General features: G+C 67.6%; 8 protein-coding genes. 5 read left to right on the forward strand and 3 right to left on the reverse strand.

Annotated elements, in window-relative coordinates:
• Positions 1-139: 139 nt before the first annotated feature.
• Both rho and ACVCMC_RS12400 read left to right on the forward strand, forming a co-directional pair.
• Positions 140-1,870, forward strand: a complete 1,731-nt coding sequence (gene rho / locus ACVCMC_RS12395) for a transcription termination factor Rho (protein WP_447099495.1) — start codon at positions 140-142, stop codon at positions 1,868-1,870.
• A 262-nt stretch (positions 1,871-2,132) separates the two neighbouring features.
• Entirely contained in the window at positions 2,133-3,500 is a 1,368-nt protein-coding gene (locus ACVCMC_RS12400; protein WP_395121035.1) for a glutamate--cysteine ligase, read from the forward strand.
• 12 nt (positions 3,501-3,512) lie between these two features.
• Here the strand turns inward: ACVCMC_RS12400 and ACVCMC_RS12405 are convergent, their stop codons facing one another.
• Entirely contained in the window at positions 3,513-4,505 is a 993-nt protein-coding gene (locus ACVCMC_RS12405; RefSeq protein ID WP_447097495.1) for a cupin-like domain-containing protein, read from the reverse strand.
• 102 nt (positions 4,506-4,607) lie between these two features.
• Between ACVCMC_RS12405 and ACVCMC_RS12410 the strand changes: the two genes are divergently transcribed.
• Positions 4,608-5,843, forward strand: a complete 1,236-nt coding sequence (locus ACVCMC_RS12410; RefSeq protein WP_447097496.1) for a multifunctional CCA addition/repair protein — start codon at positions 4,608-4,610, stop codon at positions 5,841-5,843.
• Positions 5,844-5,902: 59 nt separating this feature from the next.
• A complete protein-coding gene (locus tag ACVCMC_RS12415; RefSeq protein ID WP_447097497.1) occupies positions 5,903-8,128 on the forward strand; it encodes an LTA synthase family protein in 2,226 nt (741 codons plus the stop codon).
• Position 8,129: 1 nt separating this feature from the next.
• Here ACVCMC_RS12415 and ACVCMC_RS12420 read toward each other — a convergent pair whose 3' ends face one another.
• Positions 8,130-9,317: a class I SAM-dependent methyltransferase gene (locus tag ACVCMC_RS12420; protein WP_447097498.1), complete on the reverse strand. Its 1,188-nt coding sequence runs from the start codon at positions 9,315-9,317 to the stop codon at positions 8,130-8,132.
• A gap of 113 nt (positions 9,318-9,430) precedes the next feature.
• A complete protein-coding gene (locus ACVCMC_RS12425; RefSeq protein ID WP_447097499.1) occupies positions 9,431-11,608 on the reverse strand; it encodes a TonB-dependent receptor in 2,178 nt (725 codons plus the stop codon).
• A 171-nt stretch (positions 11,609-11,779) separates the two neighbouring features.
• Between ACVCMC_RS12425 and ACVCMC_RS12430 the strand changes: the two genes are divergently transcribed.
• Positions 11,780-12,463 carry a hypothetical protein gene (locus ACVCMC_RS12430; protein ID WP_395121029.1) on the forward strand — a complete coding sequence of 228 codons (684 nt, stop codon included), beginning with the start codon at positions 11,780-11,782 and terminating at the stop codon, positions 12,461-12,463.
• Positions 12,464-12,476 lie beyond the last annotated feature (13 nt).

Raw genomic sequence — 12,476 nt, forward strand, 5'->3', positions numbered from 1 at the left:
CGGGACAGTCCTGTCCCCTTGCGCCTCCGCGCGACGCACACCCTCCCTCCTGCAACTCAACGGCGCCCCGCGAGGATTGCCCGTGTCCGATACCGATAACCAGATTCCGCCCGAAACCCGGGGCGCCGATGCCAGCACCGTGACCGAAGGCAAGCCCGAGCCCCGCGCCCGCGCGCCGCGCCGGGTCGCCGCGAAATCCGCCGCGACCACCGACGACGGCGGCACCAGCGCCAAGGCAGGCGCAGCCGACAAGGCGCCCGCCAGCGAACAGCCCGCGCCCGCCGCACCGGCTCCAACTCCGGCACCCGTCCCGGCCGCCACGGAAGCCGGGGCCGCAACGGGCAACAACACCCCGGCGAACACGGAATCCGGCGCCGCCAACCCCCATGCCAACCAGAACCAGGGCCAGAACCAGAACCAGGGCCAGGGTTCCAACCAGGGCCAGAACGGCCCCCGTGAAGGTCGCGACGGTCGCGGCCGGCGCCGCCGCAACGAGCGCGGCGAGCGCAACAACCAGCAGCGGCCGCAGGGCGAGCGCCACCCGCGCCCGAACCCGAACGGCCTGCCGATGGACGACGACAACGCCGATCCGGGCAGCGACACCCGCCTGATCAACCTCACCGAGCTCAAGCGCATGAAGGCGCCGCAGCTGCTGGAGTTCGCCGAATCGCTGGGCCTGCACGAAGGCATTGCCCGCGCGCGCAAGCAGGACGTGATCTTCAACGTGCTCAAGGCGCACGCCCGCTCCGGCGGCGGCATCTGGGCCGAGGGCGTGCTGGAAATCCTGCAGGACGGCTTCGGCTTCATGCGCTCGGCCGACGAGAGCTACCTGGCCGGCCCCGACGACATCTACGTCAGCCCCAGCCAGATCCGTCGCTTCAACCTGCGCACCGGCGACTACATCACCGGCCGCGTACGGCATCCGAAGGAAGGCGAGCGCTACTTCGCCATGCTGCGGGTGGAGACGATCAACGGCGACCCGCCGGAAGCATCGAAGAACAAGATGCTGTTCGAGAACCTCACCCCGCTGTTCCCGCGCAAGGCGTTCAAGCTGGAGCGCGGCAACGGGTCGAGCGAGGACATCACCGGCCGCATCCTCGACCTGATCGCGCCGATCGGCAAGGGCCAGCGCGGCCTGATCGTGTCGCAGCCCAAGTCCGGCAAGACGATGATGTTGCAGAACGTCGCCCAGGCGATCACCTACAACCATCCCGAAGCGCACGTGATGATCCTGCTGGTCGACGAACGGCCGGAGGAAGTCACCGAGATCGCCCGCACCGTGCGCGCCGAAGTCATCAGCTCCACCTTCGACGAGCCGGCCGTGCGCCACGTGCAGGTCGCCGAGATGGTGATCGAGCGCGCCAAGCGCCTGGTCGAGCACAAGAAGGATGTGGTGATCCTGCTCGACTCGATCACCCGCCTCGCCCGCGCCTACAACACCGTGGTGCCCAGCTCCGGCAAGGTGCTCACCGGCGGCGTGGACGCCAACGCGCTGCAGCGCCCGAAGCGATTCTTCGGCGCCGCGCGCAACGTCGAGGAAGGCGGTTCGCTGACCATCATCGCCACCGCGCTGATCGAAACCGGCTCCAAGATGGACGAGGTGATCTACGAGGAGTTCAAGGGCACCGGCAACATGGAAGTACACCTGAGCCGGCGCATCTCCGAGAAGCGCGTCTACCCCGCGATCGACATCAACCGCTCCGGCACCCGCCGCGAAGACCTGCTGATCGACCCGGACCTGCTGGCCAAGATCTGGATCCTGCGCAAACTGCTGCACCCGATGGACGAGCTGGCCGCGATGGAGTTCATGCTCGACAAGATGAAGAACACCAAGTCCAACGACGAGTTCTTCAATTCGATGAAGCGGTGAAAGAGCCGGGAATCGGGAATGGGGAATAGGGAATAGGGAATAGAAAAGCGTCGCGACGGGGCCGGCTTCATGCCGGCCCTGTTGTTTTCCGGTCCCCGGATTCTTCCACCGGACAAACATGCCGGCCAGGCGACGCTCCTCCGATTCCCTATTCCCGATTCCCGGCTCATCTGTACCGTCGCGTACAATTATTTTCCGTCACCCCCTTTTGTGCTCGCGCCGCAGCCCCAACATGGTGCGCACTCCCAGCGAGGCTTCCCCCGTGTCCATACCCAGCGCCGTCAAGAGCACCCCGATCGCGGGGCGCCAGCAGCTCGCCGATTACCTGGCGGCTGGCGAGAAGCCACGCGAGGCCTGGCGCATCGGCACCGAGCACGAGAAGTTCGGTTTCCTCACCGACACGCTGCGTCCGCCCACCTTCGAGGGCGAGCGCGGCATCAAGGTGCTGCTGGAGACCCTGGCCATCCGCTATGGCTGGGACGTCGCCCGCGAAGGCGAGAACCCGGTGGCGCTGTCGCGCAACGGTGCCTCCATCACGCTGGAGCCGGCCGGGCAACTGGAATTGTCCGGCGCCATGCTGGAGACCATCCACCAGACCTGCGCCGAGGTGAACTCGCACCTGAAGGACGTGCGCTCGGTCGCCGAGAGCATGGGCGTGGGTTTCCTCGGCATGGGCTTCCAGCCGAAGTGGCGCCGCGACGAGATGCCATGGATGCCCAAGGGCCGCTACAAGATCATGCGCGAGTACATGCCCAAGGTCGGCTCGCTCGGCTTGGACATGATGACGCGCACCTGCACGGTGCAGGTGAACCTGGACTTCTCGTCCGAAGCGGACATGGTGAAGAAGTTCCGCACCAGCCTCGCGCTGCAGCCGATCGCCACCGCGCTGTTCGCCGACTCGCCGTTCACCGAGGGACGTCCAAACGGCTATCTGTCGTATCGCTCGCACATCTGGACCGATACCGATGCGGATCGCACCGGCATGCTCGACTTCGTGTTCGCCGACGGCTTCGGCTACGAGCGCTACGTCGACTACATCCTCGGCGTGCCGATGTACTTCAGCCTGCAGAACGGCCAGTACCTCGACCTGGCGGGGCAGGACTTCAGGAAGTTCATGGCCGGCGAACTGCCCGCGCTGCCGGGCGTGCGCGCCACCATGAAGGACTTCGCGGACCACCTCACCACCGCCTTCCCCGAGGTGCGCCTGAAGCAGTACCTGGAGATGCGCGGCGCCGACGGCGGCCCGTGGAACCGGCTGTGCGCGCTGCCCGCGTTCTGGGTCGGCCTGCTGTACGACCAGCAGGCGCTGGACGCAGCCTGGGACCTGGTCAAGGATTTCAGCACCGCCGAGCGCCACGCCCTGCGCGACGGCGTACCGAAGCACGCGCTGAAACTGCCGTTCCGTGGCGGCACGGTGCGTGACCTCGCCGAGGAGGCGCTGAAGATCGCCGCCCACGGGCTCAAGCGCCGCGCTTGCCTCAACAAGAACGGTGCCGACGAAAGCATCTTCCTGGAACCGCTGCTCGAGATCGTCGCCACCAACCAGACCCCGGCCGAGCGCAAACTTGAACTGTTCCACGGCGCGTGGGGCGGCAGCGTGGACCCGGTGTTCCGCGAGTTCGCGTACTGAGCGCCGCGGCGTTCACGCCCGTCCGTCGCCCCTGCCCCGGATCAGGCCGCGTCCACGCCGGAACAGACGCAAGCCCGCTGCCTTGCAGCGATCGAGCGCGCGGGAGCGGCCGACCGGCAGAGGTCGCCAGCCAAGTCGACGCAGTTTCGCATTGAAGACGTGGGCAGCCGTGCAGACGTCCGAACGACGCGTGCGGTAGGTGACGGCCAAGGACACCGACAGGTCCCGTCCGGTGTACACGCGGTGCGGGGCGATGAACGGATGATGCACGCCCATGCCTGGGCCGAGGTCGAACGTGCTCGCCTTGTTCTCGAGCGCATCCCGGAACGTCGGTCGCTCGCCGACGTGGGCGAGCAGCAGATCCTTCTGCGCGTCGGTCATCACCTCCTCGTCGGCCGGATTCCACAGCTGCACGCGCTTGGTACCGCGGATCTGGCACAGGAAGTTCATCTCCCGGTCCATGTGATAGGGCGTGACGGCGTCGCGCGTGGAAATGAAGATGTAGGTCGAATACCAGGTCATTTCCGGATCGAGGGACGCGGTGTCCGCGGCGATTTCGGCCAGCACGCCTTCGATGACCACCCGGTATTCCGGGTCCAGCTCGGGGTTGTAGATGACGACGTAGGCACGCTCTTCTTCGAATCGATCGATCGCGTCTTCGAGACTCAGGCCCGCCTTGTACCGATCGAACGAACTGTCGAAGTGTGCGTCGTCGGGAATCTCGCCGATCCGGTAGCGGATCTTCCGGGAATCCATGCGCCGGCACAGGTCGAACAGGCGAGGCAGCGCGAAGTGTTCGTTGCCGGCCAAGGCATGGGCGAACACAAACGGCTGCCGATTGTAGTGCCGTGCCAGTTGCGCGGGATCGAGCTCGAGCATGCGCGGCCCGGCTTGACGACCTCGGGCGAGCAGTTCGGCGTAATGACGGGAGGAAATGAAGCTGCCCAGCATGATGCCCCCCTTGTTGCGGCCATTCATGGCGGCGGCGCGGTCAAGCGCGGACAAGAAGGACTCACGGTCCGTACCATGTCGCCGAGCGCATGTTCCACCCCTCGTCTGCGACGGTCAACGCACGGCGTAACGCTTCCCGCATGGCATCATGCCCGCATGCAAACCTATCTGGTCGGCGGCGCGGTGCGCGACAAGTTGCTGGGGCGGGCGGCGGGTGACCGCGACTACGTGGTGGTCGGCGCGCTGCCCGAGGACCTGCTGGCGCGCGGCTATCGACCGGTGGGCAGGGATTTCCCGGTGTTCCTGCACCCGGAGACGGGCGAGGAGTACGCGCTGGCGCGCACCGAGCGCAAGAGCGGGCGCGGCTATCACGGTTTCGTGTTCCAGGCCGACGCGAACGTGACGCTGGAGCAGGATCTGGCGCGGCGCGACCTGACCATCAACGCGATCGCCGAGGATGCGCAAGGCGTGCTGACCGATCCGTTCGGCGGCGTGCGCGACATCGCCGTACGGGTGCTGCGGCATGTGTCGCCGGCCTTCGCCGAAGATCCGGTGCGCGTGTTGCGCACGGCACGCTTCGCGGCGCGCTTCGCCCCGCTGGGTTTCACGGTGGCGCCGGAGACGATGACGCTGATGCAGCAGATGGTGCGCGATGGCGAGATCGATCACCTGGTGCCGGAGCGGGTCTGGGCGGAGACGCGCAAGGCACTGGGCGAGGCGCAGCCCTCGGCGTTCCTGCGCGTGCTGCGCGAGTGCGGCGCACTGGCGGTGCTGTTTCCCGAGGTCGACGCGCTGTACGGCGTGCCGCAGCGCGCCGAGTTCCACCCGGAGATCGACAGCGGCGTTCACCTGGAACTGGTGCTGGACCAGTCGGCACAACTGGCGCCGGGCGACGACCTGGTCGCCTTCTGCGCGCTGACTCATGACCTGGGCAAGGCGCTGACCCCGGCGCACGAACTGCCGCGCCACGTCGGCCACGAGCAGCGCGGCGTGAAGCCGCTGCGCGCGCTGGCCGCACGGCTGAAGGTACCCACCGAACATGCCGCGCTGGCCGAGCTGGTTTGCCGCGAGCACCTGAACGCCCACCGGGCGTTCGAGCTGAAGCCCGCGACGGTGTTGAAGTTGCTGACCGCGCTCGACGCCCTGCGGCGCCCGGCACGGCTGGACAAGTTCCTGGCTGCCTGCATGGCGGACAAGCGCGGTCGCACGGGACATGCGCTGGATGCGTATCCGCAGGCCGACTACCTGCGCGCCTGCCGCGATGCCGCCGCGGCGATCGACGCGGCCGGCTTCGTCGCCGCCGGCCTGACCGGCCCGGCGATCGGGCAGGCGATGGCGGCGGCACGCATCGACGCGATCGCCGCGGTGAAGACAAAGCATCCGAAAAGCTGATCCGCGGTATAAAGAGCGGATTGCCGATCGGGGGATCGGCCAACCCGCTGGAGTCGTCCGTGTCCGACCTGTTCACCGCGCCCTCACCGCTGCGCCAGCGCTTCCGACCGCTGTGGTGGTTGGGCATCACCTACCTGGCGATCAGCTTCGTCACCCGCGTGGTGCTGCTGGTGATGTCCGGCAGCAACGTGCCGCATACCCCGCTGAACCTGCTTTACGCGTTCGGCGTGGGGCTGGGCTACGACCTGGTGACCTTCATCTACCTGGCCTGGCCGATGGTGCTGCTGCTGTGGCTGGTGCCGACCCGCTCGGGCCGCACGCCGCCGCTGCTGCGCTGGCTGTTGTACGCGGTGGGGGTGACGCTGGCCGGCGTGCTGTGCGTCGGCGCCTTGCACCTGATCTACCACGCCAGCCTCAAGGTGACCTGGCCGGCGATCCTGCCGTTCCTGTTCGTGCTGCCGCTGGCGGGGTTCACCTACACCTCGCGCGCCGGCCAGTGGGTGGTGTACGGCTTCGGGCTGCTGCTGGTCTACGCCCTGTTGTTCATCGCTGCATCCGAACTGGTGTTCTGGAACGAATTCAGCGTGCGCTTCAACTTCATCGCGGTGGATTATCTGGTCTACACCACCGAGGTGATCGGCAACATCCGGGAGTCCTACCCGATCTGGCGCTGGCTGGCGCTGCTGGTGGTGCTGGCGCTGGTGATCTTCTTCATCGGCCGCCGCGGCCTGCGCGCGCGCGACAGCGGCAGCCGGCTGTGGCAGCGCGGCAAGCTGGTGCTGCTGTGGCTGGTGCTGACGGTGGTCTCGGTGTTCGCCGTCAACGGCGGCATGAAGGATCGCACTGGAAACACCTATGTCGACGAGCTGGCCGGCAACGGCATCTACCAGTTCTTCGCCGCGTTCCGCTCCTCGCACCTGGACTACGCCAAGTTCTACCGCACGCTGCCCGACGACCAGGCCTATGCGCGACTGCGCGAACTGCTGCAGACGCCGGACGCCACCTTCATCAGCGACGACCCGCGCGACCTCACCCGCGCAATCCGCCACGTCGGCCCGGAGAAGCATCTCAACGTGGTGCTGATCAGCGTGGAGAGCCTGTCCGGCGACTACCTGGCCACGTTCGGCAACCAGCAGCAGCTCACCCCGTATCTCGATTCGCTGGTCGATCACAGCGTGTTCTTCGACAACCTCTACGCCAACGGCACGCGCACGGTGCGCGGGCTGGAGGCACTGGCCTTGTCGGTGCCGCCGACACCGGGCGACTCGCTGATCCGCGAGCACGACAACGAGGACCTGTTCTCGCTGGCGGGCATCTTCAATGACCGCGGCTACCAGTCGGACTTCGTCTACGGCGGTTACGGCCAGTTCGACAACATGAACTACTTCTTCGGCCACAACGGCTATCGCGACGTGGACCGGCGCGACATCCCCAAGGGCGCCACCATCCACGGCCAGAACGTGTGGGGCGTGGCAGACGAGGATCTGTACACCCTGGCGCTGGGCCAGATGGACCAGATCCACGCCGAGGGCAAGCCGTTCTTCCTGCACGTGATGACCACCTCCAACCACCGGCCGTACACCTTCCCCGACAACCGGGTGAAGTTTCCCAACCAATCGCGCGCCGGCGCGGTGGCGTACACCGACTGGGCGATCGGCGACTTCATCAGGCGCGCGCGGGCTAAGCCGTACTTCGACAACACGGTGTTCGTGATCACCGCCGACCACTGCGCCTCCAGCGCGGGCAAGACCAGCCTGCCGATCAACCGCTACCACATCCCGCTGTGGATCTACGCGCCGGCGCACTTCAAGCCCGAACGCGTGCACCGGCTGATGGGCCAGCTGGACATCCCGCCGACGCTGCTGGGCATGCTCAATTTCAGCTATCGCACGCGCTTCTTCGGCCACGACCTGTTCGCGCTGCCGCCGGAACGCGAACACGCCTTCCCCGGCACCTACGAAAAGCTCGGCTACCTGCAAGACGACGTGCTCACCATCCTGGAGCCGCGGCGCCGGCTGGAGCAGCTCAAGCCCGACTACGCCACCGGCGACGCCACGCCGGTGCAGCCACTGCGGCAATCGCTGATCGACGACGCAGTGGCGTATTACCAAGTGGCCAGCGAGCAGTTCGCCAGCGGCGCGATGCGGCGGCGGCCGGAGGATTCGACGAAGGTGGAGCCATTGCCGGCGCCGGCCGCGTCCGTTCCCGCGCCAGCTGCATCGGCGCCGGCGGCGGCCACGTCGACGGCCACTGCGCCGCCGACCGCCGGATCCGTCGCGGGCTAGCTCAGAGCCGGCCGCCCTGATCGGCGGCCAGCAGCTCGGCCGGCAGCGGCAGCGCCTCCATGCCGCGCGCGAGCAGCATCGCCTGGAAGCGCTCGCCCATCTGTTCGGGCAGCATCAGCTTCTTCACCTGCTGCGCCAGCTGGAGGCGGCCGCGTTCGTCCGCCGGCTGCAGCTGCTCGAACACCTGCTGCAAGCCCGCGCCAATCAGGAATTGCGCCTGCGGCATGTACGCGGCCACGCCGAAACCCGCGCTGTTGCCGGCCTCGGCCAGCGCGGTGAAATCCACCGATGCGGTGAGGTCGTTCAAGCCGGGCAGGTACAGCGGATCGTTGTGCGCGTGGTGGCGGTAGTGCGCCATCAAGGTGCCGTCGTCGCGCTCGGCCAGGTAGTACTCGCGGCGCACGTAGCCGTAATCGACGAACAGCATCACGCCGGCGACCAGCGCCCCGGCCACGGCCTGTATCCAGTACGGCAACTGCGGCAGCAGTTCGGAGCGGTAGCCGTCGGCGAACTCGGCGCCGAGGTCGCGTTCGACGTGCCGCACCGCGCCGGCGACCAGCGCATCGGCCGGACGATCGACGCGCATCAATCGCCCCTCGCCGTCCAGCGCCACATATTCCTCGAACACCTCGCCATCGCGCATCGCGAAACGGGTGGCCGGCAGCGCGTCGATCACCTCGTTGGCGAACAGCACGCCGCGCCAGTCCTGCTCGGGCGGGCGATCCAGCCATGCCACGCGCGCGTTGAGTTCCGCCGGCAGGTTTGCCTGCAGGCGTTCGCGCTGGCGCTCGCGCAGGTCGGCGCTGGGTTCCAGGATCAAGTATCGCCGCGGCAAGGTGTCGCCCGCTGCCAGCGTCTTCAACGCCGCCTCGGCGAACGCACCGCTGCCGCCACCGAGTTCGAGGAAGTCGGCCTCCCCGCCCAGCATCGCCAGCACCGGCTGCAACGCATTCACCACGCAACGTGCGAACAGCTCGCCCAGTTCCGGCGCCGTGACGAAGTCTCCCGCCGCGCCGAACTTGGTGCGACCGGCGCTGTAATAGCCCAGCCCCGGCGCATACAGGCAACGCTCCATGTACTGCGAGAACGGCATCGGCCCGTGCGAGGCGATCTGCTCGCGCAGCAATTGCATCAGGCGGTCGGCATGGGCGCGTTCGTCGGCGCCGGGTTCGGGGAGGCGGGAAGGCATCGGTCTTGCCGGTGATGAAAACGCGGCAAGCATAACGGATGGTCTGCAACCGCCAGCCCGCCTCCGCTTTTGCCGTTCCGATTCACTGTTCCCCATTCCCTGTTCCCCGCCCCTCAGAAATCCTTCTGCAGATTCAGGTACACGCCGCGGCGCGGGCCGAACTGCGGTGCGCCGACACCGATGCCGCTGCCGTCGCGCAGCTCGTAGGTGCGATCCAGCGCGTTGATCAGCGCCAGCTGCACATGCAACGGGCCGAAGTCGTCGATCATGAAATCATGCGTGACGTTGAGGTTGAGCTGGAAGTATGCCGGCAACGAGGCGCCGTTCGGCACCGCGCCGTCCTTGCGCAGGCCGCTGCCGTACAGGTAGTTGGCACCGAGGCGGGTGGCGTCATCCAGCGCGTAGCTGACGCCGCCGGACGAGGTGAGTTTCTGGTCGTGGTCGAGGAAGATCCAATGCTGGTTGACCCAGGCCAGGTCGTCCGGCGCGAAGTTGTACTGGCTGCTGATGATGCGTTTGCCGATGGCCTTGCCGAGCGACGCATTGAAGTATGCCGACAGCGGCCCCTGCTCGTAGTTGGCGGTGAACTCCACGCCCTTCACCCGTCCTTCGGCGTAGTTGAAGGTGGAGTAGACCAGCGCGGAGCCGAACTGGCCCTCGTCCTGCAGGCGCCGCACCTTGCGGTAATACGCATCCACGCCCAGCGTCCAGGCATCGCCGAGGCGTTGCTGGACGCCCACGTCGAAATAGTCCGAACGCTCGGCCAGCGGCGTGTTGTTGCCGCTGTCCGCCACCGCGTTGGTGGTGCCGTCGAACTTCGCGATGTTGAAGCTCGCGATCATCTCGGTCGCCGGCGGGGTGAAGTAGCGCGAGTAGCCGGCGTGCACGGTGGTGCCGTCGCTGGCCTGCCAGACCAGGCCCAGGCGCGGGCTCAGCTGGCTCTCGCTGCGCACCAGTTGGTAGCGGTCGCCGCGCAGGCCGACGTTCAGCGTCCAGTTCTCGGCGAGGCTCCATTCGTCCTGCACATAGGCCGACCAGGTTTTCGCGGTGAGGCGGCTGTTGTCGAGAATGTTGATCGGCGTGGTGCTGGCCTGTTCGCCATCGGCATTGGCCGGGAACACCCAGGCATCGTTGCCGCTGACGGCACGCTCGAAGCTGCCCCAGATGCCGTAGCGCAGGGTATGGCGCCCACCCAGCGGCGTGGAGAAATCCGCCTGCAAGGTACTGGCGCGGTTGCTGCGGGTGACATTGGAGGCGACGCCGTTGAACATCAGCTCGCCGATCCGGTCCGGCGTGTAGGCGAGGCGGCTGTAACGCTGGCCCAGCGACAGCTGGTAGTCGGTCGCACCCAGCCTGCCCTGCAGTGCCAGCACGCCGAAACGGGTGGTCTCGCGCTGGCGCTGGTCGAGGTCGGCGGAATTGAAATCGACCGTGTCGAGATAGCCGAAGGCCGGTATCTGCCCCGGGTTGTTGGGAATCTGGTAGCGGTTGTTGGCGACGCCGAACAGCAAGCTCAGGCGGGTGTCGTTGTCGATCAGATAGCTGACGTCGCCGAAGCCCTTCACCTGATCGGTGTGGTCGTGGATCGGCTTCCTGCTCGACGTGGGGTTCTCGATCCCGGCGTCGCTCTCCAGGTAGTTGCCGGTGAAAAACCAGCTCCAGCGATCCTTGCTGCCCCACACCGACGCGTTCGGGTTCAGCGTGGCGTTGCTGCCGCCGGTGATGCCGACGCTGCCGCCGTTGCCCAGGTCGTGGCCGTTGCGGGTGGTGATGTCGACCACCGCCGCGGTGCGCAGTCCGTACTGCGCCGGCAGCGCGCCATCGAGCAGCGTCACGGTGTCGATCATGTGCGCGTCGAGGCTCTGGCCGAAGCCGCCGATCGACTCGGGGATGATCACGCCGTTGATGCGGTACTGCAGGTTCGCATGGTCGCCGCGCACGTGCAGGCCGCCGTAGGAATCCTGCACCACGCCCGGCGCCTGCAGCAGCACCTGGCTCATCGGCGTGGACGCGCCCAGCGGCAGTTGCACGATGGCCTTGTGGTCGATCACGTACTGGCTGGAGCCGGTATCCGGCGACAGCGCATTGCGCGCCTGGTCCAGCGCGGCGGAAACCGACACTTCACCCAGTTCCCGCACCGGCAGCGGGGGCTGGCCGCCGCTGCCTTCGGCGGCCACGGTGGCGTCGTCGGCGACCGGCGCGCCGGTGCTGGTCGGGGTGGGCTCGGCGGCGTGGATACCGCTCGCCAGCAGGGCGGCAGCGAGGGCCAGGGCAATCGGGGAGGCTTTCATCGAAGACCGGAGGTGGGGAGTTTTTGTAATGTTATAACATTCCTGTATCTGCAGAAGAGGCGCCCGGGCCGAAAGTCACGCCGGTCACAGCACGGTTGGCCCGCGCTTCACGCGCGACCTCTAGACTGCGAAGGCGCGGGGCGCGTCCGGCGTCCGCCATCGGAGCCACGCATGACCCCACCCGGCAAGCAGGTACCCGCCGTCGTCGTGCCGACCGCCCACGGCCGGATCACCGGCGCGATCCTGGATTTCGTCAGCGAGGTGCCCGACAGCACCGTCGGCAACAGTCCGCAACCAGCCACCGAGGCCCGCCGGCTGGCCGACCGCGCCGCCCGACGCGCCGCAGTCACCGCCGGCTCGCTGGCCTTGCCGCCGGGGCCGCTGGGCTGGCTGACCCTGCTGCCGGAACTGATCGCGATCTGGAAGATCCAGGCGCAGATGGTCAGCGACATCGCCGCCGCCTACGGTCGCCACGCCACGCTGGGGCGCGAACAGATGCTGTGGTGCCTGTTCCGCCACACCGCGGCGCAGGCATTCCGCGACCTGGTGGTGCGCATGGGCGATCGACTGGTGTTCCGGCGCATGTCGCACGGCGTGATCGAGCGCATCGCCCGGCAGATCGGCATCAAGCTGACCCGGCGCACGCTGGGCAAGGGCGCCTCGCGCTGGCTGCCGGCGATCGGCGCGCTCGGCGTGGGCGCCTACGCGTACTACGACACCCGGCAGGTGGCCGGCACCGCGATCGCGCTGTTCGAAAGCGACATCGTGATGGAGCAGCTCGACGGGGATGCGCGCGACGATGAAGACCCGCGCGACGATGCCGCCACGCTGTCGCGCAAATCGCCGCGCGGATGACGCCCGCGCCGCT

The sequence above is a fragment of the Rhodanobacter sp. UC4452_H20 genome, assembly GCF_052978205.1.